This window comes from Pseudomonas sp. JV245A (assembly GCF_032424515.1).
GTDB lineage: Bacteria > Pseudomonadota > Gammaproteobacteria > Pseudomonadales > Pseudomonadaceae > Aquipseudomonas > Aquipseudomonas protegens.
Window position 1 is genome coordinate 1 of record NZ_VYKE01000084.1, and the last position, 25,472, is coordinate 25,472.

Genomic DNA, 25,472 nt, shown 5'->3' on the forward strand with positions numbered 1-25,472 from the left:
TCGGCGCGGCAGTGGAGCGCATTACCGATATGAGCCAGCAAATGGCCGCGGCATCCCAGGAGCAGTCCCATGTAGCCGAATCGGTGTCCGAACAGATCAACAGTGTCGCTGTCACTGTGCAGCGCACTGCCGAGAATGCCAGCGCCGGAGTGGTTCGCGGCGCCGAGCTGGAAAACATCTCTTCCGGGTTGCGTGCCCTGGTCGAGCGGTTCAACCGCTAGCGACAGTGAGTTCGACTCATGGATGAGAAATACCGCAGGGCCGTCGATGCCGCCGCCATCTTCTCCGAGACGGACCTGGGCGGCAGCATCACTTATGTCAACGATCTGTTCTGCCAGGTCTCGGGCTACAGCCGTGAAGAACTGATCGGCGCCAACCACCGCATGCTCAGTTCCGGGCTGCATCCGCCGGAGTTCTTTGCCGAGTTGTGGCAGACCATTACCCAGGGCCGGGTGTGGAAAGGCGAGATCTGCAACCGCGCCAAGGACGGCAGCCTGTACTGGGTCGACAGCACCATGGTGCCGCTGGTGGATCAGCGCTCCGGGCAGGTGGTGCGTTATGTGTCGATCCGCTTCGATGTCAGCGAAAAGCGTCAGCTGTTGCATTCGTTGCAATGGCGGGTCGGCCACGACGTGCTGACCGGGCTGCCCAACCGGGCCTTTCTCTCGGACCTGCTGCACCAGGCTCTGGATTTCTCCCGGGCGCAGGATATTCCCCTGGCGGTCTGCATGCTCGACCTGGATGGCTTCAAGGCGGTCAATGACGGCTATGGTCACGCCTGTGGCGACCTGCTGCTGGTGGAGGTGGCTGCGCGGCTGCGCTCGATCATCCGCGGCGAGGACGTGGTGGCTCGCCTGGCCGGCGACGAGTTCGTGCTGATTTTACGTTACGTGCGCGACATGCTGGAGCTGCGCGCGGCGTTGCAAAGGGTATTGGCGACCATTTCCCAGCCGTACTCGATCCAGGGCAAGGACATCAACGTCTTCGCCAGCATCGGCGTGACCCTGTACCCCACCGACAACCACGACGCCGACACCTTGTTGCGCCACGCCGACCAGGCCATGTACGTGGCCAAGCAGAGCGGACGCAACCGCTTCCACCTGTTCGATGTGCTGCGCGACCGTGAAGTGATGGTCACCTATCAGACCGTCGAGCAGGTGCGCCAGGCCTTGCTCGCAGGCGAGTTGCGCCTGTACTTCCAGCCCAAGGTGAACATGCGCACCGGTGAGGTGGTGGGCTTCGAGGCGATGCTGCGCTGGCAGCACCCGCAGCGCGGCATGCTGGGGGCCCAGGAGTTTCTGCAGCAGGTGGAGGAGACCGACCTGATCGTCGAGATCGGCGAATGGGTCATGGACCAGGTGATGACCCGCCTGCAAGGCTGGCAGCAGGCGGGGCTGGGCTGGCCGGTGAGCCTGAACGTAGCGGCCCGGCATTTCCAGCGCCCGGACTTCGTCGAGCGGCTCAAGGACATGCTCGATCGCTATCCGGATGTGTTGCCGGCGTTGCTGGACCTGGAAATCGTCGAGTCGGTGGCCATCGACAATATCCAGCGGGTCAGCGATTGCCTCGATGCCTGCCAGGGATTTGGCGTGCAGTTCTCCCTGGGGGACTTCGGCACTGGCCATTCGTCCCTCAGCTACCTCAAGCGCCTGCGCACCCAGACCATCAAGATCGACCGGCTGTTCGTGCGCGACATGCTGCACGACGCGGACGATCAGGCGCTGATCCAGGCGTTGGTAGGGCTGGCCCAGGCCTTTGGCCGGCGGGTGGTGGCCGAGGGGCTGGAAAGCCTGGCGCATGGCGAGCGCTTGATGGCCCTTGGCTGCGACGTCGCCCAGGGGGATTTCATTGCGCCGCCAATGCCCGCCGAGGCGGTGCTGGATTGGGTGCGCAGCTTTGAGCCACCGCGGGCATGGCGAAGCGACGAGCTTCAGGGCGAGGCGATGTCGGGAGGCTGAGCGTCGTCCTGGGGGCCGACGTAACGCTGGATGATGGCGTCGATCTCGCCGGACATCTTCATCCGCAACAGGGTGCGCAGGATGCGCTGGGCCGGCACTCTCGGATCGTTGCGTACATAGCAGCCGACGGCCTGCTCCTGCAGCACCGCGACGCTGTACAGCGGGTTGCCGGTGGCCTGGGTCTTGTTGAACCAGTCCAGGGTCCACTGGCTGGCGATGGCGTAGCGGTAACGCCCGACCACCAGTTTCTGCAGCACCTGCTCCTCGTTGCGGGCGTCGTCGCGTATCAGCTGGTTGGTGTCGAACAGCGGCTGCAAGGGGGTATAGGTATAGCTGAGGACGGTGCCGATATGCTGGCGCGACAGTTGCTGCAGGTTGACCGCCGAGGGCTCCGGATGGGTGCTCACCAGCAGGTTGCGCTGGATGAACAGCGGCACGCTCCACAGGTAATCCCCGGAGAGGTTCGGCAGCCAGGCCTGGGCCGCGTAGCAGCGCACGTCGACTTCGCCCTGGGCCATGGCGTTCTGCACCCGGGCCCGGGCCAGGACATGAAACTGCGCCGGGGTACCCAGGTGCCGGGCCAGGCTGTTCATGGTGTCGAAAAGGATGCCATCGGTGGGCTGGTCGCCTTCGACCTCGATGGCCGGCATGGTCCAACTGTCGGCGATGGCAAAGCGCAGGGGCGGCTCTGCGGCTTCCAGGCTGGCGCTGAAGAGAAACAGGGCGCACCAGGTCAAACGCATACAATCTCCAGGGTGTCGGCGGGCGAGCAATCCTTTGCAAAATGCAAGCTTAGACAGATTAGACGAGCGCGCCGGATGCAATTTCGCCCTTGCTCCGCTAGCATTACCGGCTTCCGCTTTCCAGTTGCGACGGTTTTCGATGAGTTATCAGGTTCTTGCACGTAAATGGCGTCCGCGCTCGTTCCGCGAAATGGTCGGCCAGACCCATGTGCTCAAGGCTCTGATCAATGCCTTGGACAGCCAGCGGCTGCATCACGCCTACCTGTTTACCGGCACCCGCGGGGTGGGCAAGACCACCATCGCGCGAATCATTGCCAAATGCCTGAACTGTGAAACAGGTATCACTTCCACGCCCTGTGGCACCTGTTCGGTGTGCTGCGAGATCGATGAGGGGCGCTTTGTCGACCTGATCGAGATCGACGCCGCGAGCCGGACCAAGGTCGAGGATACCCGTGAATTGCTGGATAACGTGCAATACGCACCGAGCCGCGGGCGCTTCAAGGTCTACCTGATCGACGAAGTGCACATGCTCTCCAGCCACTCGTTCAACGCCCTGCTCAAGACCCTCGAAGAGCCGCCGCCCTACGTCAAGTTCATCCTGGCGACCACTGATCCGCAGAAGCTGCCGGCGACCATCCTCTCGCGCTGCCTGCAGTTCTCCCTCAAGAACATGACCCCGGAACGGGTGGTGGAGCACTTGAGCCACGTCCTGGGCGTGGAGAACGTGCCGTTCGAGGATGACGCCCTGTGGCTGCTGGGCCGCGCCGCCGATGGCTCGATGCGCGATGCCATGAGCCTCACCGACCAGGCGATTGCCTTCGGTGAAGGCAAGGTCATGGCGGCCGATGTGCGGGCCATGCTCGGCACCCTCGATCACGGCCAGGTCTACGACGTGCTGCATGCGCTGATCAACGGCGACGCCAAGGCGTTGCTGGAGGCGGTGCGGCATTTGGCGGAGCAGGGGCCGGACTGGAGCGGCGTGCTTTCGGAAATTCTCAACGTGCTGCACCGGGTGGCGATTGCCCAGGCATTGCCGGAAGGGGTCGACAACGGGCACGGCGATCGTGACCGGGTGCTGGCCCTGGCCCAGGCCCTGCCTGCCGAAGACGTGCAGTTCTATTACCAGATGGGCCTGATCGGTCGGCGCGACCTGCCGTTGGCGCCGGACCCGCGCGGCGGCTTTGAAATGGTCCTGCTGCGAATGCTGGCCTTCCGCCCAGCCGATACCGCGGATGCACCGAGACAGCCGCTAAAGCCAGTGGGGATCAGCCAGGCCACAGTTGATTCCGCCCAAGCCGTGGCGGCGCCGGCACCTGCCGTGCCTGTAGCGACCGTTGCCCCGGCTCCGGTTGTGAGTGCTCCAGTGGCGCCAGCACCTGTTGCCGCGCCCGAACCTGTCGCGCCCCCTGTGGCCGAAGCGGTCGCTGTCGAACCCGAGCCGGTGGTTGCCGAAACGGTGGTCGACCTGCCTTGGAACGATCCGGTGGAGCCACAGATCGAACAGCAGCCAGCGGTCGAGCCGGTGCTGGAGGTGGCCGCCGAGCAGCCTGAGCTGACGCCGATGCCGACCCCGACGCCGGACAGCGTGGTGCCGGACGCGCCGGAGTGGGTCAGCGCCCCGGTGCCGGAACCCACGGTGGCGGAAGTCGACGCCGCCACTCCGGGTATCGACCTGGACGACGAGCCGCCGCTGGACGAGGACTATATCGAGCCTGACATGGATTCGGCCTACAGCTACCTGGACGAACTGGCCAGTGAGCACGCAGCCGATCCGGCGCCGGAACCCGAGCCCGAACCTGCTGCCAAGCCGGCCACTGGCCTGGCCCTGGAATGGCTGCAACTGTTCCCGAAACTGCCGATCTCGGGCATGACCGGCAGCATCGCCGCCAACTGCACCCTGATGGCCGTGGACGGCGACCATTGGCTGCTGCACCTGGACCCGGCCCACAGCGCACTGTTCAACGCCACCCAGCAGCGTCGCCTCAACGACGCCCTGAACCAGTACCACGGGCGTACCCTGACCCTGGCGATCGAGCTGATCAAGCCCGAGCAGGAAACCCCGGCCCAGGCTGCATCACGGCGCCGTGCCGATCGTCAGCGCGAGGCCGAGGAGTCGATCCATGGTGATCCGTTCATCCAGCGGATGGTCCAGGAGTTCGGTGCAGTGGTGCGCCACGATACTATTGAACCTGTCGAGGCCCTGGCGGCTCAGGGCTGATCATTCAAAGGGCGCCGGGCCAGGGGCCGGGCGCCGTTTCCATCCCCGTACTTTGAGGTAATTCCCATGATGAAAGGTGGCATGGCCGGCCTGATGAAGCAGGCACAGCAGATGCAGGAAAAAATGGCCAAGATGCAGGAAGAACTGGCCAATGCCGAAGTCACCGGCAAAGCCGGTGGCGACATGGTCACCGTAGTCATGACCGGCCGTCATGACATCAAGCGCGTGAGCATCGACCCGAGCCTGCTGGAAGGCGTCAGCGAAGATGACCGTGAAGTGCTCGAAGACCTGTTTGCCGCTGCGGTGAACGACGCCGTGCGCAAGATCGAGTCCAACAGCCAGGAAAAGATGTCCGGCATGACCGCCGGCATGCAACTGCCTCCAGGCATGAAATTGCCGTTCTGATTCGCGCAAGCGCATCGGATGGACTACATAAAGCCAGGCCTTGAGCCTGGCTTTTTTTTGCCCTGGCGATCAGCACTGCGCGGTGGGTAGCAGCCGGCTGGCCGATGAAGGCCACAGCAGATCCATCTGCAGAAACATCGAACGTGATGCTATTCAGAGGGTCTGCAACCTATACCCTTTCATTCAACCTTCCCTAAAGGAGTGTCCATGATGCCGCAAACATTGACCCTCAATCAGCGCGTGGTACTGGTCTCTCGGCCCGAAGGCGCGCCGGTCCCGGAGAATTTCCGCCTGGAGCGGGTGGCCTTGCCGGAACTGGCTGATGGCCAGGTGCTGTTGAAGACCCTCTACCTGTCCCTGGACCCCTACATGCGCGGGCGCATGAGTGATGCCCCGTCCTATGCGGCGCCAGTGGAAATAGACGAGGTCATGACCGGCGGTGCAGTGAGCCGGGTCGAGCGTTCGCTCAACCCCAAGTTCCAGGAGGGCGACCTGGTGGTGGGCGCCACTGGTTGGCAGAGCCACTGCATTTGCGATGGCCGCAACCTGATCCCGGTGCCCTCGGGCCTGCCCAGCCCTTCCATGGCCCTGGGTGTGCTCGGCATGCCCGGAATGACCGCCTACATGGGGCTGATGGACATCGGCCAGCCCAAGGCCGGGGAAACACTGGTGGTGGGTGCTGCCTCCGGCGCCGTGGGGTCGGTGGTGGGGCAGGTGGCGAAGCTCAAGGGGCTGCGGGTGGTGGGCGTGGCCGGTGGCGCCGACAAATGCCGCTATGTGGTCGAGGAGCTGGGTTTTGATGCCTGCATCGATCACAAGAGCCCCGACTTTGCAGACGAACTGGCCCAGGCCTGCTTCAAGGGCGTGGACATCTATTTTGAAAACGTCGGTGGCAAGGTCTTCGACGGGGTACTGCCCCTGCTCAACCCCAGGGCGCGTATTCCCCTGTGCGGGCTGATCGCCCAGTACAACGCCCAGGCGCTGCCGCCGGGGCCGGATCGCCTGCCACTGCTGCAGCGCACCTTGCTCACCAAGCGGGTACGCATCCAGGGCTTTATTGTCTTCGACGACTATGGCGACCGCCATCCGGAGTTCATCAAGGCCATGGCGCCCTGGGTGCGCGAAGGCAAGGTCAAGTTCAAGGAGGACGTGGTCGAGGGACTGGAGCAGGCACCAGAAGCCTTCATTGGCCTGCTGGAGGGGCGCAACTTCGGCAAGCTGGTGGTCAAGGTCGCCCCGGACGCGAGCATTTGACGCTACCCCGAGGCGCGGGTATAAACCGCGTCTCGTTGTTTTTGTCGGACCTTTGCCCATGAGCTTCAGCCCCCTGATTCGCCAACTGATCGATGCCCTGCGTACCTTGCCGGGCGTGGGTCAGAAAACCGCCCAGCGCATGGCCCTGCAACTGCTCGAGCGTGATCGCAGTGGCGGCTTGCGCCTGGCGCAGGCCCTGAGCCAGGCCATGGAAGGCGTGGGGCATTGCCGCCAGTGCCGGACCCTGACCGAAGACGAGCTGTGCCCGCAGTGTGCCGACCCGCGTCGCGACGACACCCTGCTGTGCGTGGTGGAAGGGCCGATGGATGTGTACGCGGTGGAGCAGACCGGCTATCGCGGGCGCTACTTCGTGCTCAAAGGCCACCTGTCGCCTCTGGATGGCCTGGGCCCGGAGGCCATCGGCATTCCGCAGTTGCTGGCGCGTATCGAGGAGCAGGGCAGCTTCAGCGAAGTGATCCTGGCCACCAACCCGACGGTGGAAGGCGAAGCCACTGCGCACTACATCGCCCAACTGCTGACCAACAAGGGCCTGATCACCTCGCGCATCGCCCACGGCGTGCCTCTGGGCGGCGAGCTGGAACTGGTGGATGGCGGCACCCTGGCTCACTCCTTTGCCGGTCGCAAACCCATAGCGTTGTAAGGCTGCGGAAGCCGGCTGACTGGCGAAGGATGCGCCACGCATTCTCTTGAAAACCAAGCAAGCGCTTGGTAAGTTCCTTCGACCCTTCAGAGGAGCTTGCCGATGTCTGCCTGCCAGGAATACTTCGACCCCAGCCACCAGTTGGTCCGCGACAGCGTGCGACGTTTCGTCGAGCGTGAAATCCTTCCCCAGATCGACGAGTGGGAGGAGGCGGGCAGTTTCCCCCGTGAGCTGTACCTCAAGGCCGGGGCCGCCGGGCTTCTGGGCATCGGTTACCCCGAGGCCCTGGGCGGCAGCCATGAGGGTGATCTGTTCGCCAAGATCGCCGCCAGCGAGGAGTTGATGCGCAGTGGCTCCGGCGGCCTGGTGGCGGGCCTCGGTTCCCTGGATATCGGCCTGCCGCCCATCGTCAAATGGGCCCGCCCCGAATTGCGCGAGCGGGTCGCACCGCTGGTGTTGTCCGGGGAGAAGATCAGCGCCCTGGCGGTCACCGAGCCCGGCGGCGGCTCGGACGTGGCCAACCTGCAGACCCGCGCCGTGCGCGATGGCGATCATTACCGGCTCAGTGGCAGCAAGACCTTCATCACCAGTGGCGTGCGCGCCGACTTCTACACCGTTGCGGTGCGCACCGGCGAACCTGGCTACGGCGGTATCAGCCTGTTGCTGGTCGAAAAGGGCACGCCGGGCTTCACTGTGGGTCGGCAGTTGAAAAAGATGGGCTGGTGGGCCTCGGATACCGCCGAGCTGTTCTTCGACGATTGCCGGGTGCCGGTGGGCAACCTGATCGGCGCCGAGAACATGGGCTTTGCCTGCATCATGGGCAACTTCCAGAGCGAACGCCTGGCCCTGGCCCTGATGGCCAACATGACCTCACAGATGGCCCTGGAGGAAAGCCTGAAGTGGGCGCGCGAGCGGGAGGCGTTCGGCAAGCCCATCGCCAAGTTCCAGGTGCTCAAGCACCGTCTGGCGGAGATGGCCACGGCCCTGGAGGTTTCCCGGGAGTTCACCTATCGCCAGGCGGCGAAGATGGCCGCCGGCAAGAGCGTGATCAAGGAAATTTCCATGGCCAAGAACTTCGCCACCGATACCGCCGACCGTATTACCCACGATGCGGTGCAGATCCTCGGTGGTATGGGCTACATGCGCGAAAGCCTGGTGGAGCGCCTGTATCGCGACAACCGCATTCTGTCGATCGGCGGCGGCACTCGCGAGGTGATGAACGAAATCATTAGCAAGCAGATGGGGCTGTAGGTGCAGGCTAGCGCTCGGTCAGGGAAAACTGGGTCAGGCAGAAGGTCGGGATCCCCATGTCCTGCAGCTTCTGCGAGCCGCCCAGTTCCGGCAGGTCGATGATCGCCGCGGCTTCATAGATCTTCGCCCCCATGCGCCGTACCAGATTGGCGGCGGCGATCAGGGTGCCACCGGTGGCGATCAGGTCATCGATCAACAGCACCGAGTCGCCTTCACACAGGCTGTCGGCGTGGACTTCAATGAAGGCTTCGCCGTACTCGGTCCGGTAGCCCTCGGCCAGGATGTCGGCCGGCAGCTTGCCCTGTTTGCGGAACAGGATCAGCGGCTTGTTCAACTGGTAGGCGATGATCGAGCCGATCAGAAAACCCCGTGCGTCCATGGCGCCGATGTGGCTGAAGTCTTCTTCGACATAACGCTGGGCGAAGCTGTCCGCCACCAGGCGCAGGGCCCGGGGAGACTGGAACAGGGGGGTGATGTCGCGGAAGATCACGCCCGGCTTCGGGAAGTCGATGACGGGGCGGATCAGGGATTTGATGTCGAAGGAATCGAAGGCCATCTTCAGGTGTCCTGGCGGGCAAATAGGCCGCGCCAGTATACCCGCGACCGAGCCGCCTGGCTCAGCCGCACAGGCTGTGGATCAGCCCTCCACCGAGCCGCCGGCGAGGGCGCAGAGCTGGATCGGATCGAGGATGTGCACTTCCTTGCCTTCGGCGGCAATCAGTTCGTTCTGCTGGAAACGGGTGAACACCCGGGACACGGTTTCCACCGCCAGGCCCAGGTAGTTGCCGATTTCGTTGCGCGACATGCTCAGGCGGAACTGGTTGGCCGAGAAGCCCCGGGCGCGGAAGCGCGCGGACAGGTTGACCAGGAACGTGGCGATACGCTCGTCAGCGGTCTTTTTCGACAGCAGCAGCATCATTTGCTGGTCATCGCGGATTTCCCGGCTCATGACCCGCATCAGCTGGCGACGCAGCTGTGGCAGTTGCAGTGCCAGCTCATCGAGGCGTTCGAAGGGGATTTCACACACCGAGGTGGTTTCCAGCGCCTGGGCCGAGACGGGATGGCTTTCGGTGTCCATGCCTGACAGGCCTACCAGCTCGCTGGGGAGATGGAAGCCGGTGATCTGTTCTTCGCCGCTGTCGCTCAGGCTGAAGGTTTTCAGGGCGCCCGAACGCACGGCGTACACCGAGTCGAAGCCGTCACCCTGACGGAACAGGAATTCGCCTTTTTTCAATGGGCGGCCACGTTTGACGATTTCGTCCAGCGCGTCCATGTCTTCCAAATTCAGCGAAAGTGGCAGGCAGAGGGGGGCCAGGCTGCAATCCTTGCAATGGGCCTGGTTGTGAGCGCGCAGTTTAACTGGCTCGGACATTCTAGAATCCTTGTGGGAAAACACACATAAGCCGTAAGGGTAACTCACGGGAGGAGGTTCCGGCCAGTCCGTGCCGTATTGACTGTTAGTCGTAAAGCTATCCTTTTATGGGTCGATAACCTGTTAACGAAAGTAACTTGGAAGGCTGAAATTATGTCGTCCGTTGGCGCTATTACTAATGGCAGCAATAACTTGCAGTCACTTCAAGAGCCCTCGACAAGTCAGGTTGACGAGCAACTAAGAGTTTCTCCATTAGTTGCAGAGCCAGTGATCGGGGAGGGCGTCAAAGTGTCGCTGTCTGGCGCCGGCCTGAACAAATCCGCCGCCGCCAAAGGGCGTGACAGTGATATCGAGGAAAGCGGCCTGCCGGAAAACATTCAGCAGATCCTCAAGATGATCAGAAAATTGCAACAACAGATTGCCGAGACCCTCGCCCAGCTCCAGGCGGTCATGGCCGACAAGCACCTGAGCCCAGAAGAAACCAAGGTCCGGATCGGCAGCCTGCAATCTGCCCTGGCAATACTCAACGGCGGTTTGCTGACCGCCAATGCCTCCCTGGCCAAGGCAATGAAAGAAGCGGGCTTGAGCCCTGAGCAGGTGATGAAGGCTGCATCCTTGCTCATGAAATCCTAGATCACCCGGGAAAACCGCTGGCGGTTCTGCTGGCCCAGGTATGCATCGAACACCATGCACACCGAGCGCACCAGTAGGCGACCGGCTGGCAGCACGATGATTGCTTCGCTGCCAAGTTCAATCAGGCCGTCGTCGGCCATCTCTTCCAGTTCCGGCCAGAGTTCATTGAAGTAGCCGCGAAAGTCGATATTGAAAGCCTGTTCGATCTCTTCGAACTCAAGACTAAAGTTGCAGATCAGTTGCTGAATAACTTCCCGGCGCAGACGGTCATCGGCGTTGCATACCAAGCCGCGACTGGTGGCCAGTTGTGCGCCAGCCAAGGCATTTTGATAGTGCGTCAGGTCGCTGCTGTTCTGGCAGTAGAGATCGCCGATCTGGCTGATGGCTGAAACACCGAGCCCAATAAGGTCGCAATGACCATGAGTGGTGTAGCCCTGGAAGTTGCGTTGCAGGGTGGACTCTTCCTGGGCAATGGCCAGTTCATCATCGGGCAGGGCGAAATGGTCCATGCCGATGTAGCGATAGCCGGCAGCCGTCAGCTGTTCGATGGTGCGTTGCAGCATCTGCAGCTTTTCCGCCGGGGCAGGCAGTTCGCTGCCGTTGATCCGCCGCTGGGGCATGAAACGCTCCGGCAGGTGGGCGTAATTGAACACCGAGAGCCGGTCCGGTTGCAGGCTGATGACTTCTTCCACGGTGCGGGCGAAGTTTTCCGGGGTCTGCTTGGGCAGGCCGTAGATCAGGTCGATGTTGATGGAACGGAACTGTAGGGTGCGGGCCGCTTCGATCACCGCCCGGGTTTCATCCAGGCTTTGCAGGCGATTGACCGCGCGTTGCACTGCCGGGTCCAGGTCCTGCAGGCCGATGCTGACCCGATTGAAACCCAGCTCTCGCAGCAGGCCCATGGTCGACCAGTCGGCTTCCCGGGGATCGATCTCGATGCCGTAGTCGCCGGAGTCGTCGTCCAGCAGGTTGAAGTGCTTGCGCAGCAGGGCCATCAGTTGGCGCAGTTCATCGTGGTTGAGAAAGGTCGGGGTGCCGCCGCCGAAATGCAGTTGTTCCACCCGCTGGTTGGGGGCCAGGTGGCAGGCGATCAGTTGCATCTCCTGTTCCAGGCGCTGCAGGTAGGGCAGGGCGCGGCTGCGATCCTTGGTGATGACCTTGTTGCAGGCGCAGTAGTAGCAGATGTTGGCGCAGAACGGGATGTGCACGTACAGCGACAGCGGGCGCTGCGCCTTGCGGCTGTCGCGCAGGGCGTGCAGCAGGTCGAAGGCGCCGACCTGGCTGTTGAACTGCACTGCGGTCGGGTATGAGGTGTAGCGCGGTCCCGCCAGGTCGTAGCGGCGGATCAGATCTGTGTCCCAACGAATGGCGTCGAGCATGCGGGAATTCCCCCGGATAGGCTGGCAGTGTTCGCGAGTCTAGGAGGTTCAGGCCAGGGCCATCTTGACTTGTATCAAGGGTGTTCGGGAGCCGCCGGAGCAGTGCCGACGAGGCGTGCAGGCCCGGTTGCCGGGCGCCTCCCCGGGGTCAGTGGCCCATCAGCCAGTGCTGGTGAGGACCGGGCAGGGTCCAGATGCCGAAGAGAATGACCAGCACGCCGCCAGCCATGCGTACGCTGCGCCGACGCAGCAAGGCGGTGATCCGTTCGGCTGCCAGCCCGGTGGCCAGCAGCACGGGCCAGGTGCCTAGGCCGAAGGCCAGCATCAACAGCGCGCTGTCCAGGGCGCTGCCCTGGCTCGCCGACCACAGCAGTGTGCTGTACACCAGGCCGCACGGCAGCCAGCCCCACAGCGCCCCCAGGAGCAGTGCACGGGGCAGGCTGGAAACCGGCAACAGGCGGCTGGCCAGCGGCTGGATATGCCGCCACAAGCCCTTGCCAAGGCCTTCGATGCGGGTCAGGCCACTCCACCAGCCGGCCAGGTACAGGCCCATGGCAATCAACAGCAACCCGGCCAGCACTCGCATGAACAGCGCCAGCGGACTGTTGGCCACAGCCCAGCCCGCCAGGCCCAGCAGCAGGCCGGCCAGGGCGTAGCTGAGGATGCGGCCCAGGTTGTAGGCCAGCAGCAGGCGCAGGCGTCGGCTGCGCTGTTCCGGGGGGATGGCCAGCGTCAGGGCGCCCATCAGGCCGCCGCACATGCCCAGGCAGTGGCCGCCACCCAGCAGGCCGAGGATCAGCGCAGAGACCAGCAGAGGGGCCAGTTCAAGCATGGGGCGGTTCCGATTTTCTGCCGGGGTCGGCTTCGCTGCTCGGTTGGCCCTTGGCCTCATCCACCGCGGCGGTGTGGCTTGGGTCCTGGTCGTCGAACAGGATGCTGTGGGCCGGGCCGTCGAGATCGTCGTACTGGCCGCTGTCCACCGCCCAGAAGAAGATGTAGATGGCGATGGCCACGATCAGCAGGGCGGCCGGGATCATCACGTAAAGAGCTGGCATCTGGACTCCAGGCCCGGCGGCTCAGGCCGGCAACGGGCGGGTTTCGGGGGCGTCGGCGCTGTCGGCCGGCCGCGGCATGCGGGTCAGGCGCAGGGCGTTGAGCACCACGGTCAGGGAACTGATGGACATGCCGACCGCCGCCCACACCGGAGTGATCCAGCCGAGGGCGGCGAACGGCAGCATCAGGCCATTGTACAGCCCGGCCCAGAGCAGGTTCTCGATGATCACTCGGCGCGTGCGGCGGGCCAGGCTGAAGGCCTGCACCAGGGCATCCAGGCGATTGGACAGAAGTACCGCATCGGCGCTGGTCTTGGCCAGGTCAGTAGCCGAGCCCATGGCGACGCTGATGTCGGCGGCGGCCAGCACCGGCACATCGTTGACCCCATCGCCGAGCATCAGCACCTTGCGGCCCTGCTGGTGCAGCTGTTGCAGCACTTGCAGCTTGTCATCGGGGCGCAGGCCGCCCCGGGCTTCATCGATCTGCAGTTCGGCAGCGACACTGGCGACCATCGGCGAGCTGTCCCCGGACAGCAGCAGGGTGTGCCAGCCACGGGCCTTGCAGGCCGCCAGTAGGGCCGGAGCATCACTGCGCAGGCGGTCGTCCAGCACCAGCCAGGCGAGAGCCCCCTGGCTGTCACCGAGCAATAGCCATTGGCCGGCTTCATCGGGCATGGGCGGAACGGTACAGCCACTGAGCTGGCAAACGTAGGCTGGTTGCCCGATGCGCAGACGCTGATCGCCCACCAGGCCTTCCAGGCCCAGGCCGGGGCTGCTGGTAACTTCCTCGGCGGCCACTGGGGCACGGCCGAAAGCCCGGGCGATCGGGTGCTCGGAACGGTTTTCCAGGGCTGCGGCCAGGCTCAGGCAGTCATCGCTGGACAGGGCCCCCAATGGCCGGATGGAACGCAGCGCCAGCCGCCCTTCGGTGAGGGTGCCGGTCTTGTCGAAAATCACTGTGTCGATCTGGTTCAGGCCTTCCAGTACATGGCCGCGGGTCAGCAACAGGCCGAGTTTGTGCAAGGTGCCGGTGGCGGCGGTGAGGGCTGTGGGCGTGGCCAGGGACAGCGCACAAGGGCAGGTCGCCACCAACATGGCCAGGACGATCCAGAACGCCCGTGAGGCGTCTAATTGCCACCACAGCAGCCCGATGGCGGCCGCGGCGATCAGCGAGAACAGCAAGAACCACTGGGCTGCGCGATCGGCAACCTCCGCCAGCCGCGGTTTCTCTGCCTGGGCCCGGTCCAGCAGGCGCACGATGGCCGACAGCCGGGTGTCCTGGCCCAGGGCCTGGACCTGCACTGTCAACGCACCTTCGACGTTCAAGGTACCGGCGGTCACCCTATCGCCCAGGCCACGGGGCTGCGGCAGGTATTCACCGGTGAGCAGGGATTCGTCGATGCTCGATTGGCCGTCGAGGATCTTGCCGTCTGCCGGCAGTACTGCGCCGGGATGCACCAGCACCCGGTCGCCCAGGCGCAATTCGCTGAGCAGGATGCGTTCACTCTGGCCGTCTTCATCCAGGCGCAGGCAGGAAGCTGGCAGCAGATTGACCAGTTGCGCGGTAGCCGCCGCGGTGCGCTCCCGGGCCCGGCGTTCCAGGTAGCGTCCGGCGAGCAGGAACAGGGCGAACATGCCGACGGCATCGAAATACAACTCGCCAATGCCGCTGATGGAGGTCCAGATGCCGGCCAGGTAGGCCCCTCCGATGGCCAGGGACACCGAGACGTCCATGGTCAGGTGGCGGGTGCGCAAATCGCGCATGGCGCCCTTGAAGAACGGTGCGCAGCTGTAGAAGACGATGGGCGTGGTGAGAAACAGCGCGACCCAGCGCAGGATCGTATGCAGCTCGGGGCTCAGGTCGATGTTGAATTCCGGCCAGGTGGCCATGGTCGCCATCATGGCCTGGAACCACAGCAGGCCGGCGACGCCCAGCTGGCGCAAGGCCAGGCGGTTTTCGCTGGCCAGTTGCTCGGAGGCGCGATCCGGCTGATACGGGTGGGCGGCGTAGCCGATGTGGCGCAGCTCGCTGAGCACCTGGCTCAGGGGCAGTTGGCTGTCGGCCCAGCGCACGTGCAGGCGGTGGTTGGACAGGTTGAGCCGGGCTTCGGCCACCGCTGGCAGGCTGCGCAGGTGTTTTTCGATCAGCCAGCCGCAGGCGGCACAACTGATGCCCTCCATGAGCAGCGTGGTTTCCGCCAGCTCGCCTTCGTGCCGGACAAAGGGCTGCTGCACGTCGGCGCGGTCGTACAGCGCCAGTTCGTCCACCAGTTGCACGGGCAGGGCTTCAGGGTTGGCCGAGGCCTCGCTGCGATGGCTGTAGTAGTGCTCCAGACCGCCAGCGACTATGGCTTCGGCCACTGCCTGGCAGCCCGGGCAGCAGAACTCCCGGGGTTGGCCAAGCACGACGGCGGTGAACCGGCTACCGGCAGGAACCGGCAGGGCACAGTGGTAGCAAGGCAGTGGCGTGGTCATCGGCGGTCTTTGTAATGTGGGAAAAACTCATCGCCGGCGCACCGGTCCCGCTGCAAGGGCAGGGGAGGCGACGGGCCGGCGATGTACGGCAGGTACTGCTCAGTTCAGGTCTTCGGCACCTTGCAGGGGCTCGTCGCCCAGCAGCAGGTCCTTGTCATGGCTGACCTGTTCTTCTTCGAACATGCGCCAGGTCTTGTCGCCCTCGACCCCCAGCAGTTCGACGAAGCGCCGCCCTTCGACCTGGTCGGTCAACTGGCCGATGTAGCGCCCGTGTTCGGTTTCGCTGCGGGCCAGGGTGATCTTGCGGTCCTTTTCCGGCTGGGTCGGCGAGATCAGGTTCAGCTCCAGGGTCTTGGGCTGGCTGTCACCGCTCAGGCGCAGTTCGACTTCGCCGGTCAGCTCATCGAGGTGCACGTTGGCGCGCATCTTCAGGGTCTGGGCCAGCAGCTCGCGGTCCAGGGAGCGGTTGATGCCCTTGCCGGCCTCGTAGTAGTTGTCGTTGACCAGGTTGTCCGGGTTGTTCACGGCAATGGTCACCATGGACAGGGTCAGGGTCACGGAACAGGCGAGGATGCCGATGATGATCCAGGGCCAGAGGTGCTTGTACCAGGGGCTTGCGGCGGTGGCTGCGGGCATGATCACTTCTCTTAACGAATTTGTGGGCCGATGAACCGGCTCTTGGCTTCAACATGGACGCTGTCATCGTCGGCATCCTTGAGGATGAATTTCACCTCGTTGGTGGTCGATGGCAGCTGTTCGGGAGCAATCGACAGCTCCACCGGCATGCTGACGATATCGCCGGCCACCACGTGGATTTCGCGCTTGCCCTGCAGCTTCAGGTCCGGCAGGCCGGAGGCGTCCAGCACATAGGTGTGATCGCGCTGGTCCTTGTTCATGATCTTCAGGCTGTAGACGTTTTCGATCCGGCCTTCGGCGTTTTCGCGGTACAGCACCCGGTCCTTGCTGACATCGAAGCCCACCAGCGAACGCATGAAAAATGCCGCAACCAGCAGGCTGATCATGGCCAGCAGCACCAGGGCATAGCCGATCAGGCGCGGGCGCAGTTTATGGGTTTTCTGCCCCGAGAGGTTGTGTTCGGTGGTGTAGCTGATGAGCCCGCGGGGGTACTCCATCTTGTCCATGATGCTGTCGCAGGCGTCGATGCAGGCTGCGCAGCCGATGCATTCGATCTGCAGGCCGTCACGGATGTCGATGCCGGTGGGGCAGACCTGGACACACATGGTGCAGTCGATGCAGTCGCCCAGGCCCTGGGCCTTGTAGTCGGCGCCTTTCTTGCGCGGGCCACGGGCTTCGCCACGGCGTGGGTCGTAGGAAACGATCAGGGTGTCCTTGTCGAACATCACGCTCTGGAAGCGTGCATAGGGGCACATGTAGATGCACACCTGTTCCCGCAGCCAGCCGGCGTTGCCGTAGGTGGCCAGGGTGAAGAAGCCGACCCAGAAGTAGGACCAGCCATCGGCCTGGCCGGTGAAGAAGTCGATGACCAGTTCGCGGATCGGCGAGAAGTAGCCGACGAAGGTCATGCCGGTGACGAAGCCGATCAGCAGCCAGAGGCTGTGCTTGCTGAATTTGCGCAGGAACTTGTTGGCGCTCATGGGCGCCTTGTCCAGCTTGATGCGCTGGTTGCGATCGCCTTCGGTGACCTTTTCGCACCACATGAAGATCCAGGTCCAGACACTCTGCGGGCAGGTGTAGCCGCACCAGATGCGGCCGGCATAGACGGTGATGAAGAACAGGCCGAAGGCGGCGATGATCAACAGGCCCGAGAGCAGGATGAAATCCTGGGGCCAGAACGTGGCGCCAAAGATGAAGAATTTGCGTTCCGGCAGGTTCCACCAGACAGCCTGGTGGCCGCCCCAGTTGAGCCACACTGTACCGAAGTACAGAAGGAACAATCCGGCGCCGCCAAGCATGCGCAGATTGCGGAACAGGCCGGTGAAGGCGCGGGTGTAGATTTTTTCCCTGGAGGCGTAGAGATCGACGCTGTTGGTCGCGTTTTTGGCAGGCGGGGTAACGTCTTGTACGGGAATCTGGTTGCTCATCATTGCATCCCACGGCAGTGGAAAAATGCCTCGGTCGATGCGTGCCGACCGCGGTCAAAAGGGGTGTTGCAGTGGCGCAATGATACGCCTGTAGCTCTAGCGCAAGGGTGCGACCTTTGGTCGCGTTGGGAGAAATCAACTGATGGTGTAATGACTTGAATCAATTGACTTGTGGATTATGGACCCTTTTGCACGTCGCGCCGTTCAATTCTTCCAGGGAGTGAGCAAGCGTACGCCACAGGTCTCGAAGTCCGCCATATTGTCGAATCCTGGCTACCGGGTTGCCGGAAAGGGTGATCCGCCGTCGAGCGTCAGCCGATGCCAGGCGCAAACAAAACGGCCCCGCCAATGTTGATTGGCGGGGCCGTTGGGTGTTGCTTTCAGGCGTCGGTCTTACTCGGCGTCGGCCTGCTTGTCACCGTGGGACAGGCTGTAGACATAAGCCGCCAGCAGGTGAACCTTGTCGTTGCCTTGCAGTTGTTCCTGCGCTGGCATCACGCCTTGACGGCCGTAACGAATGGTCTGCTGCAATTGGGCGAAGCTCGAACCGTAGATGAAGGCTGCCGGGTGAGTCAGGTTAGGCGCACCCATGGCTGGGGTGCCTTTGCCTTCCGGACCGTGGCATACCGCACAGTTGGCGGCGAACAGCTTCTGGCCGTTGACCGGGTCGGCCTTCAGGCCTTCCGGCAACTTGCGGCCGTCGAGGTTGGTCAGGACATAGGCGGCAACGTCACTGACGCCTTGTTCCTTGATCACGTCCAGCCAGGCCGGCATCACTGCGTGACGGCCGCCCATGATGGTGGTCTTGATGGTTTCCGGCTCGCCGCCCCAGCGCCAGTCGGCGTCGGTCAGGTTGGGAAAGCCATAGGCGCCCTTGGCGTCGGAACCGTGGCAGACCGAGCAGTTGGATGCGAACAGACGGCCACCCATTTTCAGGGCTTGCGGGTCCTTGGCCACTTCTTCGATAGGCATGGCCGCGTACTTGGCGAAGATCGGACCGAACTTGGCGTCCGACTTGGCCATTTCCTTTTCCCACTCGTGGACGCCGGTCCAGCCGGACTGGCCGTTGGCGAACGGGGTCTGCTTCTCGTTATCGAGGTAGTTGTAGCCCGGCAGAACGCCTTTCCAGTTGCCCAGGCCCGGGTACAGCACCAGGTAGCCCAGGGCGAAGACGATGGTGCCGACGAACAGCATGAACCACCATTTCGGCAGGGGGTTGTCGTACTCCTCGATCCCGTCGAAGGAGTGGCCGACCGTCTCGTCGGTCTGCTCGGCGCGCTGGCCCTTGCGGGTCGACAGCAGCAGCCAGGTCAGGGCGAAGATGGTACCCAGACTGAGGACTGTGACGTACAGACTCCAGAACGTAGTCATTCTTTGTTACTCCTAGAAGCTTGCTCGACGTGCTTGATGGCGTCGGGATCATCCGCGAACGGCAGCAAGGTTGCGTCTTCAAACTCGGACTTGCGCTTGGGGCTGAACACCCAGAGCGCCAAACCGATGAAGGCCACCATCACAACAAGGGTGCCCAGGCCACGAATCATCCCGATATCCATCTAGATCACCGTTTGCTTTTGATGATGGTGCCCAGGCCTTGCAGATAGGCCACCAGCGCGTCCATTTCGGTTTTGCCCTTCACGGCATCCTTGGCACCGGCGATGTCTTCGTCGGTGTAAGGGACGCCGAGCGTGCGCAAGACTTCCATTTTCTTCGCGGTGTCTTTGCCGTCGAGCTTGTTTTCTACGAGGAACGGATAAGCCGGCATCTTCGACTCGGGCACCACGTTGCGCGGGTTGTACAAGTGCGCGCGCTGCCAGTCATCGGAGTAACGACCGCCCACTCGGGCCAGGTCCGGGCCGGTACGCTTGGAACCCCACAGGAACGGGTGGTCCCAGACGCTCTCACCAGCCACCGAGTAGTGACCATAGCGTTCGGTTTCAGCGCGGAACGGACGGATCATCTGCGAGTGGCAGCCGACACAGCCGTTGGCGATGTAGACGTCGCGGCCTTCCAGTTCCAGTGCGGTACGCGGCTTCATGCCTTCCACCGGCTTGTTGGTGACGTCCTGGAAGAACAGCGGGACGATCTGGGTCAGGCCGCCGATGCTGACGGCGATGACCATGAAGAAGGCCAGCAGGCCAATATTCTTCTCGACTACTTCGTGCTTCATCAGTGAGCTCCAACTACAGCGATCTGAGCAGCGGCTTCAGCTTCAGCCGGGTTCGAGGCGCGAACGGTACGGAACACGTTGTACGCCATGATCAGCATGCCGGTGGCGAAGAACGCACCGCCCAGAGCACGGACGATAAAGCCCGGGTGGCTGGCTTGCAGCGCTTCGACGAAGGAGTAGGTGAGGGTGCCGTCATCGTTGATTGCACGCCACATCAGGCCCTGGGTGATGCCGTTGACCCACATCGAGGCGATGTAGAGCACGGTACCGATGGTAGCCAGCCAGAAGTGGGTGTTGATCAGGCCGATGCTGTGCATCTGCTGACGACCGAAGACTTTCGGGATCAGGTGGTACAGCGCGCCGATGGAGATCATCGCTACCCAGCCCAGAGCGCCGGCGTGTACGTGGCCGATGGTCCAGTCGGTGTAGTGCGAGAGCGAGTTGACGGTCTTGATCGCCATCATCGGACCTTCGAAGGTCGACATGCCGTAGAACGCCAGGGATACCACCAGGAAGCGCAGGATCGGGTCGGTGCGCAGCTTATGCCAGGCGCCCGAGAGGGTCATCATGCCGTTGATCATGCCGCCCCAGCTTGGCGCCAGCAGGATGATCGACATGGCCATGCCCAGGGACTGGGCCCAGTCCGGCAGCGCGGTGTAGTGCAGGTGGTGCGGACCGGCCCAGATGTACAGGGTGATCAGCGCCCAGAAGTGCACGATGGACAGGCGATAGGAATAGATCGGACGCTCGGCCTGCTTGGGTACGAAGTAGTACATCATCCCCAGGAAGCCGGTGGTCAGGAAGAAGCCCACGGCGTTGTGGCCGTACCACCACTGGATCATCGCATCAGTCGCACCGGCATAGGCCGAGTAGGACTTGAAGAAGCTGACCGGCAGGGAAGCGTGGTTGACGATGTGCAGCATCGCGGTCACCACGATGAAGGCACCGTAGAACCAGTTGCCCACGTAGATGTGCTTGGTCTTGCGCTTGGTGATGGTGCCGAAGAATACCAGGCCGTAGGTGACCCAGACGATCGCCAGCAGGATAGCCAGGGGCCATTCCAGTTCGGCGTATTCCTTGGTGGTGGTGTAACCCAGTGGCAGGGTCACGATCGCGCCGACGATCACCGCTTGCCAACCCCAGAAGGTGAAGGCCGCGAGGCTGTCGGAAATCAGTCGCGTCTGGCAGGTTCGCTGCACGACATAGTAAGAGGTGGCAAACAATGCACATCCACCGAAGGCGAAGATCACCAGGTTGGTGTGCAGCGGGCGCAGGCGTCCAAACGTCGTCCACGGCAGACCGAAGTTCAACTCCGGCCATACCAGTTGTGAGGCGATGAAGACACCGAGCCCCATGCCAAGGATCCCCCAGACCACCGTCATGATGGCGAACTGGCGGACTACCTTATAGTTATAAGCAGTCGGACTGATTGCTGTGCTCATTCTAAGGTTCCACGGTTTGGGTGTTTTATTAGGGATAAAAATCGGTCGCAAGTATGGAGAAAGCAGGGGGTCATTGCAACGCGCTATGACCTGGGTCAATGCGTTCCATGCCTGATTCTGCGGCCTTTCCCTATGCCGAGTAGGGACAAAAAATTGCCCTCGGACAAGCTGTCGCCATGGACAGGAAACGGGGGGTGTCAGGTCGGTTGTAACCGGGTGTGTGGAAGCTGATGGATCAGCTGACAGGCGGTAAGAGAGTCGACAGCCGGTATAAACCAGCCTTTGCGGCCTGTCATCGAGCAGAAGCTTCGAACGTCACGGATACCGTTGGCCTGTGACCAGCCCGTGCCAGTCCCCATCGGGGCAAGCTTAGACCTGAATCAGATGAGTGCAAACGCGCTGTGGGAGAGGGTGCGACACTTGGTCGCAAAGGAGCGGGAGGTTGAACCACGAGCGGCAAGCTGCAAGTCGGGAACCCGCAGCTTGCCGTGACTCGTCTTACTGGGTGTTTTCAGCCTGTGGCTTGTTGCCGTGGGAGAGGCTGTAAACGTAGGCGGCCAGCAGTTGCACCTTGTCATTGCCGAGCAGTTCGCTCTGCGCTGGCATGTGGCCCTGGCGACCATGGCGGATGGTCTGTTGCAGTTGGGCCAGGCTGGTGCCGTAGATGAAGCCGGCGGGCTGGGTCAGGTCGGGCGCGCCCATGATCTGGGTGCCTTTGCCGTCAGCGCCGTGGCAGGCTACGCAGGTGGTGCTGAACGCTTGCTGTCCGGCTACCAGGTCGGCATCGCTGTCGGCTGGCAGGGGCAGGCCGGCCAGGTCATGGCGAACGTAAGCTGCCACGTTCTTCACGCCTGCTTCCTTGAGCACTTCGCCCCAGGCCGGCATGGCCGCCATGCGGCCGCCCATGATGGTGGCCTTGATGGTGTCGGCGCTGCCGCCCCACCGCCAGTTGTCGTCCGCCAGGTTCGGGAAGCCGAAGGCACCCTTGGCGTCGGAACCGTGGCAGACCGAGCAGTTGGAGGCGAACAGGCGTCCGCCCATTTTCAGCGCTTGCGGGTCCTTGGCCACTTCTTCCACCGGCATAGCCGCGAATTTGGCGAAGATCGGACCAAACTTCACGTCCGCCTTGGCCATCTCCTTTTCCCATTCCTTGGTCTGGGTCCAGCCGTCTTCATAGCCCGGCAGGATGCCTTTCCAGTTGCCCAGACCCGGGTAGAGGATCAGGTAGCCAACGGAAAACACCAGGGTCCCGGCGAACAGCAGGAACCACCATTGCGGCAGGGGGTTGTCGTACTCCTCGATGCCATCGAAGGCGTGGCCCATGGTCTGGTCGACACTGCCCTTGGTCTCGCCCTTGCGGGTGCCGACCAGCAGCCAGGTCAGGCCGATCAGGCTGCCAATGGTCAGTACGCAGATCCACGTACTCCAGAAGGTGGTCATGGCCGAATGCTCCTTGTTGCAGGCTCTTGAGGTTGAGCGTCATCAGTTGTGTTACCGGCCGGTGCCGTGCCCGGCATCGGGTCATCGGCGAAGGGCAGCAGGCGGGCCTGGGCAAACTCGGGATTGCGCTTTGAGTTGAACACCCAGATCGACAGGCCGATGAAGGCGATCATCACCACCAGGGTCCCGAGGCCGCGGATCATGCCGCTATCGAGTTCAAAACCCATGGCTCACCTCTTGCTCTTGATCGAAGTGCCAAGCACTTGCAGGTAGGAGACCAGGGCGTCCATTTCGGTCTTGCCCTTGAGCGTGGCGGTGGCGCCGGCGATGTCTTCGTCGGTGTACGGCACGCCCAGGGTGCGCATGACCTTGAGCTTGGTTTCGGTGTGGCTGCTGTCCACCGGTGCGGTCACCAGCCATGGGTAGGCCGGCATCTTCGACTCGGGCACCACGTTGCGCGGGTTGTACAAGTGCGCACGGTGCCAGTCATCGGAGTAGCGACCGCCCACCCGGGCCAGGTCCGGACCGGTACGCTTGGAACCCCACAGGAACGGGTGGTCCCAGACGCTTTCACCGGCCACCGAGTAGTGACCATAACGCTCGGTCTCGGCGCGGAACGGACGGATCATCTGCGAGTGGCACTGTACGCAGCCTTCGCGGATGTAGATGTCGCGGCCTTCCAGCTGCAGGGCGGTGTAGGGCTTCATGCCTTCCACCGGCTTGTTGGTGACGTCCTGGAAGAACAGCGGGACGATCTGGGTCAGACCGCCGATGCTCACCGCGAAGACCATCAGCAGCATCAGCAGGCCGACGTTTTTCTCAATCGTTTCGTGTTTCATGGCGGACTCCTCAGGCCATCTGCGCAGCGGCGTTGACTTCGGCTGGCACTGCGGCACGCACGGTGCGCCAGGTGTTGTAAGCCATCAGGAACATGCCGCTGAGGAAGATCGCACCACCCACCAGTCGCACGATGAAGCCTGGGTGGCTGGCCACCAGGGTTTCGACGAAGGAGTAGGTGAGGGTGCCGTCCTCGTTGACCGCACGCCACATCAGGCCCTGGGCGATACCGTTGACCCACATCGAAGCGATGTAGAGCACGGTGCCGATGGTAGCCAGCCAGAAGTGGGTGTTGATCAGGCCGGTGCTGTACATCTGCTCGCGGCCGAAGACTTTCGGGATCAGGTGGTACAGCGCGCCGATGGAGATCATCGCTACCCAGCCCAGGGCGCCGGCGTGTACGTGGCCGATGGTCCAGTCGGTGTAGTGGGAGAGGGCGTTGACGGTCTTGATCGCCATCATCGGACCTTCGAAGGTCGACATGCCGTAGAACGCCAGGGATACCACCAGGAACCGCAGGATTGGGTCGCTGCGCAGCTTATGCCAGGCGCCCGAGAGGGTCATCATGCCGTTGATCATGCCGCCCCAGCTTGGTGCCAGCAGAACCAGCGACATCACCATCCCTAGGGACTGAGCCCAGTCCGGCAGCGCGGTGTAGTGCAGGTGGTGCGGACCGGCCCAGATGTACAGGGTGATCAGTGCCCAGAAGTGCACGATCGACAGGCGATAGGAGTACACCGGGCGCTCGGCCTGCTTGGGTACGAAGTAGTACATCATCCCCAGGAAGCCCGCGGTCAGGAAGAAGCCCACGGCGTTGTGGCCGTACCACCATTGCACCATCGCATCGGTCGCACCGGCATACACCGAGTAGGACTTGGTGAAGCTGACCGGCAGTTCCAGGTTGTTGACGATGTGCAGGATGGCCACGGTGATGATGAACGCGCCGAAGAACCAATTACCCACATAGATGTGCTTGGTCTTGCGCTGCATCAGGGTGCCGAAGAACACGATGGCGTAGGCCACCCAGACAATGGTGATCAGGATATCGATCGGCCATTCCAGTTCGGCGTATTCCTTGGAGCTGGTGTAGCCCAGTGGCAGGCTGATGGCCGCCAGGAGGATCACCAGTTGCCAGCCCCAGAAGCAGAACGCGGCGATTTTCGGCGCGAACAGCGTGGTCTGGCAGGTGCGTTGCACCGAGTAGAACGAGCTGGCAAACAGCGCACAGCCGCCGAAGGCGAAGATCACCGCGTTGGTGTGCAATGGCCGCAGACGGCCGAAGCTGGTCCACGGTAAGTCGAAGTTGAGTTCGGGCCAGACCAACTGGGCAGCGAGAAAAACCCCGAGCCCCATGCCGACGATGCCCCACACCACCGTCATAATGGCGAATTGGCGGACCACCTTGTAGTTGTAGGCGGTACTGATAGAAGTGTTCATGGTTCCCCATCCACGGTTCAGTTGAAGTGAAAGCGACTGCGCACGGCAAGGCGCGCTCACTTCGTCTGGAGTTATAGGCAGACTAAAAGCGAGGCAAGCATGAGCAATGAGCACAAGGCCAGTATTGACGGGGGTCAATGGGCGCAGTGTGTGCGGGAGCGGGGCTGGTTGTGGGATGTCGCGCAGGGCGTCGAGGCGCAGTCGGCGCCGACGCTGATCCTCGCCCATGGCGCCGGCGCGCCCATGGACAGTGGGTTCATGAATGATATTGCTGTACGCCTTGCGGGGCATGGGGTGAACGTCTTGCGCTTCGAGTTTCCCTACATGGCCCAGCGGCGCCTGGACGGCGGCAAACGCCCGCCCAACCCGGCGCCCAGGCTGCTGGAATGCTGGCGAGAGGTGCATGCCCTGGTGCGACCTTATGTCACTGGGGTGTTGGCGGTGGGCGGCAAGTCCATGGGCGGGCGCATGGCCAGTTTGCTGGCCGATGAACTGCAGGCCGATGCATTGGTGTGCCTGGGTTATCCGTTCTATGCCGCCGGCAAACCGGAAAAACCGCGGGTGGCGCATCTGGCCGATCTGTCAGTGCCGAGCCTGATCGTGCAGGGCGAGCGTGACGCCCTGGGCAACCGCCAGGCGGTCGAGGCCTATACATTGGCAGCCAGTATCGAGTTGTACTGGCTGG

Annotated in this window: 25 protein-coding genes and 1 pseudogene; 9 read left to right on the forward strand and 17 right to left on the reverse strand. The window is 62.9% G+C overall.

Going from position 1 to position 25,472, the window contains the following annotated elements:
• Positions 1 to 221 (forward strand): annotated as a pseudogene (locus F6S12_RS20580) (chemotaxis protein); the annotation flags it as partial.
• Between the two features lie 18 nt (positions 222 to 239).
• On the forward strand, positions 240 to 1,958 hold the full coding sequence (locus tag F6S12_RS20585; RefSeq protein ID WP_011060222.1) for a putative bifunctional diguanylate cyclase/phosphodiesterase: 1,719 nt from the start codon (positions 240 to 242) through the stop codon (positions 1,956 to 1,958).
• Here F6S12_RS20585 and F6S12_RS20590 read toward each other — a convergent pair.
• Positions 1,931 to 2,701, reverse strand: a complete 771-nt coding sequence (locus F6S12_RS20590) for a substrate-binding periplasmic protein (RefSeq protein WP_011060223.1) — start codon at positions 2,699 to 2,701, stop codon at positions 1,931 to 1,933. The genes F6S12_RS20585 and F6S12_RS20590 overlap by 28 nt on opposite strands.
• 139 nt (positions 2,702 to 2,840) lie before the next feature.
• Here F6S12_RS20590 and dnaX point away from each other — a divergent pair, with 139 nt between their 5' ends.
• The 5 genes from dnaX (at position 2,841) to F6S12_RS20615 (ending at position 8,490) form a co-directional block, all read left to right on the forward strand.
• Positions 2,841 to 4,919, forward strand: a complete 2,079-nt coding sequence (gene dnaX / locus F6S12_RS20595) for a DNA polymerase III subunit gamma/tau (RefSeq protein WP_210671399.1) — start codon at positions 2,841 to 2,843, stop codon at positions 4,917 to 4,919.
• 66 nt (positions 4,920 to 4,985) lie between these two features.
• A complete protein-coding gene (locus F6S12_RS20600; protein WP_015634779.1) occupies positions 4,986 to 5,324 on the forward strand; it encodes a YbaB/EbfC family nucleoid-associated protein in 339 nt (112 codons plus the stop codon).
• Between the two features lie 210 nt (positions 5,325 to 5,534).
• Positions 5,535 to 6,578, forward strand: coding sequence for an NADP-dependent oxidoreductase (locus F6S12_RS20605; protein ID WP_011060226.1), 1,044 nt, complete (start codon positions 5,535 to 5,537; stop codon positions 6,576 to 6,578).
• A gap of 58 nt (positions 6,579 to 6,636) precedes the next feature.
• Positions 6,637 to 7,239, forward strand: coding sequence for a recombination mediator RecR (recR, locus tag F6S12_RS20610; protein ID WP_011060227.1), 603 nt, complete (start codon positions 6,637 to 6,639; stop codon positions 7,237 to 7,239).
• 102 nt (positions 7,240 to 7,341) lie between these two features.
• A complete protein-coding gene (locus F6S12_RS20615) occupies positions 7,342 to 8,490 on the forward strand; it encodes an acyl-CoA dehydrogenase family protein (RefSeq protein WP_011060228.1) in 1,149 nt (382 codons plus the stop codon).
• A gap of 7 nt (positions 8,491 to 8,497) precedes the next feature.
• Here F6S12_RS20615 and F6S12_RS20620 read toward each other — a convergent pair whose 3' ends face one another.
• Positions 8,498 to 9,046, reverse strand: a complete 549-nt coding sequence (locus tag F6S12_RS20620; RefSeq protein ID WP_210457320.1) for an adenine phosphoribosyltransferase — start codon at positions 9,044 to 9,046, stop codon at positions 8,498 to 8,500.
• 81 nt (positions 9,047 to 9,127) lie between these two features.
• Entirely contained in the window at positions 9,128 to 9,862 is a 735-nt protein-coding gene (gene fnrA / locus F6S12_RS20625) for a Crp/Fnr family transcriptional regulator FnrA (protein WP_011060230.1), read from the reverse strand.
• Positions 9,863 to 10,015: 153 nt separating this feature from the next.
• On the opposite strand from fnrA, the gene F6S12_RS20630 reads away from it, so the two are divergent.
• Positions 10,016 to 10,495: a hypothetical protein gene (locus F6S12_RS20630; protein WP_315869288.1), complete on the forward strand. Its 480-nt coding sequence runs from the start codon at positions 10,016 to 10,018 to the stop codon at positions 10,493 to 10,495.
• On the opposite strand, the gene hemN is transcribed toward F6S12_RS20630, so the two are convergent.
• The 14 genes from hemN to ccoN (F6S12_RS20700) all read right to left on the reverse strand — a co-directional run bounded on the left by hemN (position 10,492) and on the right by ccoN (F6S12_RS20700) (position 24,787).
• Positions 10,492 to 11,874 carry an oxygen-independent coproporphyrinogen III oxidase gene (gene hemN / locus F6S12_RS20635; protein WP_315869289.1) on the reverse strand — a complete coding sequence of 461 codons (1,383 nt, stop codon included), beginning with the start codon at positions 11,872 to 11,874 and terminating at the stop codon, positions 10,492 to 10,494. The genes F6S12_RS20630 and hemN overlap by 4 nt on opposite strands.
• 148 nt (positions 11,875 to 12,022) lie before the next feature.
• Positions 12,023 to 12,706: a sulfite exporter TauE/SafE family protein gene (locus F6S12_RS20640; RefSeq protein ID WP_011060233.1), complete on the reverse strand. Its 684-nt coding sequence runs from the start codon at positions 12,704 to 12,706 to the stop codon at positions 12,023 to 12,025.
• Positions 12,699 to 12,929 (reverse strand): cbb3-type cytochrome oxidase assembly protein CcoS, encoded by a 231-nt coding sequence (gene ccoS, locus F6S12_RS20645; RefSeq protein WP_041116903.1) that lies wholly within the window; start codon positions 12,927 to 12,929, stop codon positions 12,699 to 12,701. Before ccoS ends, F6S12_RS20640 begins: the two co-directional genes overlap by 8 nt.
• A gap of 21 nt (positions 12,930 to 12,950) precedes the next feature.
• Positions 12,951 to 15,401, reverse strand: a complete 2,451-nt coding sequence (locus tag F6S12_RS20650) for a heavy metal translocating P-type ATPase (protein ID WP_011060235.1) — start codon at positions 15,399 to 15,401, stop codon at positions 12,951 to 12,953.
• A gap of 99 nt (positions 15,402 to 15,500) precedes the next feature.
• Complete coding sequence (locus F6S12_RS20655; RefSeq protein WP_011060236.1) at positions 15,501 to 16,037, reverse strand: FixH family protein; 537 nt, start codon at positions 16,035 to 16,037, stop codon at positions 15,501 to 15,503.
• A gap of 11 nt (positions 16,038 to 16,048) precedes the next feature.
• The gene (ccoG, locus tag F6S12_RS20660) at positions 16,049 to 17,464 is read right to left on the reverse strand and encodes a cytochrome c oxidase accessory protein CcoG (protein ID WP_019093855.1); all 1,416 of its coding nucleotides are present in this window, start codon (positions 17,462 to 17,464) and stop codon (positions 16,049 to 16,051) included.
• Positions 17,465 to 17,857: 393 nt separating this feature from the next.
• Entirely contained in the window at positions 17,858 to 18,835 is a 978-nt protein-coding gene (gene ccoP, locus F6S12_RS20665) for a cytochrome-c oxidase, cbb3-type subunit III (RefSeq protein WP_011060238.1), read from the reverse strand.
• Positions 18,832 to 19,017 carry a CcoQ/FixQ family Cbb3-type cytochrome c oxidase assembly chaperone gene (locus tag F6S12_RS20670; RefSeq protein WP_011060239.1) on the reverse strand — a complete coding sequence of 62 codons (186 nt, stop codon included), beginning with the start codon at positions 19,015 to 19,017 and terminating at the stop codon, positions 18,832 to 18,834. The genes ccoP (F6S12_RS20665) and F6S12_RS20670 overlap by 4 nt, the downstream gene beginning before the upstream one ends.
• Positions 19,018 to 19,022: 5 nt before the next feature.
• Positions 19,023 to 19,631 carry a cytochrome-c oxidase, cbb3-type subunit II gene (gene ccoO, locus F6S12_RS20675; protein WP_011060240.1) on the reverse strand — a complete coding sequence of 203 codons (609 nt, stop codon included), beginning with the start codon at positions 19,629 to 19,631 and terminating at the stop codon, positions 19,023 to 19,025.
• The gene (gene ccoN / locus F6S12_RS20680; RefSeq protein ID WP_011060241.1) at positions 19,631 to 21,073 is read right to left on the reverse strand and encodes a cytochrome-c oxidase, cbb3-type subunit I; all 1,443 of its coding nucleotides are present in this window, start codon (positions 21,071 to 21,073) and stop codon (positions 19,631 to 19,633) included. Before ccoN (F6S12_RS20680) ends, ccoO (F6S12_RS20675) begins: the two co-directional genes overlap by 1 nt.
• A gap of 498 nt (positions 21,074 to 21,571) precedes the next feature.
• The gene (gene ccoP / locus F6S12_RS20685; RefSeq protein ID WP_011060242.1) at positions 21,572 to 22,513 is read right to left on the reverse strand and encodes a cytochrome-c oxidase, cbb3-type subunit III; all 942 of its coding nucleotides are present in this window, start codon (positions 22,511 to 22,513) and stop codon (positions 21,572 to 21,574) included.
• Complete coding sequence (locus F6S12_RS20690) at positions 22,510 to 22,740, reverse strand: cbb3-type cytochrome oxidase subunit 3 (RefSeq protein WP_011060243.1); 231 nt, start codon at positions 22,738 to 22,740, stop codon at positions 22,510 to 22,512. Before F6S12_RS20690 ends, ccoP (F6S12_RS20685) begins: the two co-directional genes overlap by 4 nt.
• Before the next feature lie 3 nt (positions 22,741 to 22,743).
• Positions 22,744 to 23,352 carry a cytochrome-c oxidase, cbb3-type subunit II gene (gene ccoO, locus F6S12_RS20695; protein WP_011060244.1) on the reverse strand — a complete coding sequence of 203 codons (609 nt, stop codon included), beginning with the start codon at positions 23,350 to 23,352 and terminating at the stop codon, positions 22,744 to 22,746.
• Positions 23,353 to 23,362: 10 nt separating this feature from the next.
• On the reverse strand, positions 23,363 to 24,787 hold the full coding sequence (ccoN, locus tag F6S12_RS20700; protein WP_011060245.1) for a cytochrome-c oxidase, cbb3-type subunit I: 1,425 nt from the start codon (positions 24,785 to 24,787) through the stop codon (positions 23,363 to 23,365).
• Positions 24,788 to 24,886: 99 nt separating this feature from the next.
• Between ccoN (F6S12_RS20700) and F6S12_RS20705 the strand changes: the two genes are divergently transcribed.
• On the forward strand, positions 24,887 to 25,472 hold a 586-nt coding region (locus tag F6S12_RS20705), incomplete at its 3' end, for an alpha/beta family hydrolase (protein WP_315869290.1).

What these genes read in the sequence shown, in the direction of transcription:
- ccoN (WP_011060245.1), bottom strand. Translation starts at nt 24,787, where the DNA reads ATGAACACTTCTATCAGTACCGCCTACAACTACAAGGTGGTCCGCCAA.
- fnrA (WP_011060230.1), bottom strand. Translation starts at nt 9,862, where the DNA reads ATGTCCGAGCCAGTTAAACTGCGCGCTCACAACCAGGCCCATTGCAAG.
- recR (WP_011060227.1), top strand. Translation starts at nt 6,637, where the DNA reads ATGAGCTTCAGCCCCCTGATTCGCCAACTGATCGATGCCCTGCGTACC.
- ccoO (WP_011060240.1), bottom strand. Translation starts at nt 19,631, where the DNA reads ATGAAGCACGAAGTAGTCGAGAAGAATATTGGCCTGCTGGCCTTCTTC.
- ccoP (WP_011060242.1), bottom strand. Translation starts at nt 22,513, where the DNA reads ATGACCACCTTCTGGAGTACGTGGATCTGCGTACTGACCATTGGCAGC.
- F6S12_RS20600 (WP_015634779.1), top strand. Translation starts at nt 4,986, where the DNA reads ATGATGAAAGGTGGCATGGCCGGCCTGATGAAGCAGGCACAGCAGATG.
- ccoP (WP_011060238.1), bottom strand. Translation starts at nt 18,835, where the DNA reads ATGACTACGTTCTGGAGTCTGTACGTCACAGTCCTCAGTCTGGGTACC.
- ccoS (WP_041116903.1), bottom strand. Translation starts at nt 12,929, where the DNA reads ATGCCAGCTCTTTACGTGATGATCCCGGCCGCCCTGCTGATCGTGGCC.
- F6S12_RS20585 (WP_011060222.1), top strand. Translation starts at nt 240, where the DNA reads ATGGATGAGAAATACCGCAGGGCCGTCGATGCCGCCGCCATCTTCTCC.
- F6S12_RS20650 (WP_011060235.1), bottom strand. Translation starts at nt 15,401, where the DNA reads ATGACCACGCCACTGCCTTGCTACCACTGTGCCCTGCCGGTTCCTGCC.
- F6S12_RS20640 (WP_011060233.1), bottom strand. Translation starts at nt 12,706, where the DNA reads ATGCTTGAACTGGCCCCTCTGCTGGTCTCTGCGCTGATCCTCGGCCTG.
- F6S12_RS20655 (WP_011060236.1), bottom strand. Translation starts at nt 16,037, where the DNA reads ATGCCCGCAGCCACCGCCGCAAGCCCCTGGTACAAGCACCTCTGGCCC.
- ccoN (WP_011060241.1), bottom strand. Translation starts at nt 21,073, where the DNA reads ATGAGCACAGCAATCAGTCCGACTGCTTATAACTATAAGGTAGTCCGC.
- F6S12_RS20630 (WP_315869288.1), top strand. Translation starts at nt 10,016, where the DNA reads ATGTCGTCCGTTGGCGCTATTACTAATGGCAGCAATAACTTGCAGTCA.
- ccoO (WP_011060244.1), bottom strand. Translation starts at nt 23,352, where the DNA reads ATGAAACACGAAACGATTGAGAAAAACGTCGGCCTGCTGATGCTGCTG.
- F6S12_RS20670 (WP_011060239.1), bottom strand. Translation starts at nt 19,017, where the DNA reads ATGGATATCGGGATGATTCGTGGCCTGGGCACCCTTGTTGTGATGGTG.
- hemN (WP_315869289.1), bottom strand. Translation starts at nt 11,874, where the DNA reads ATGCTCGACGCCATTCGTTGGGACACAGATCTGATCCGCCGCTACGAC.
- F6S12_RS20590 (WP_011060223.1), bottom strand. Translation starts at nt 2,701, where the DNA reads ATGCGTTTGACCTGGTGCGCCCTGTTTCTCTTCAGCGCCAGCCTGGAA.
- F6S12_RS20615 (WP_011060228.1), top strand. Translation starts at nt 7,342, where the DNA reads ATGTCTGCCTGCCAGGAATACTTCGACCCCAGCCACCAGTTGGTCCGC.
- F6S12_RS20620 (WP_210457320.1), bottom strand. Translation starts at nt 9,046, where the DNA reads ATGGCCTTCGATTCCTTCGACATCAAATCCCTGATCCGCCCCGTCATC.
- F6S12_RS20605 (WP_011060226.1), top strand. Translation starts at nt 5,535, where the DNA reads ATGCCGCAAACATTGACCCTCAATCAGCGCGTGGTACTGGTCTCTCGG.
- ccoG (WP_019093855.1), bottom strand. Translation starts at nt 17,464, where the DNA reads ATGAGCAACCAGATTCCCGTACAAGACGTTACCCCGCCTGCCAAAAAC.
- dnaX (WP_210671399.1), top strand. Translation starts at nt 2,841, where the DNA reads ATGAGTTATCAGGTTCTTGCACGTAAATGGCGTCCGCGCTCGTTCCGC.
- F6S12_RS20690 (WP_011060243.1), bottom strand. Translation starts at nt 22,740, where the DNA reads ATGGGTTTTGAACTCGATAGCGGCATGATCCGCGGCCTCGGGACCCTG.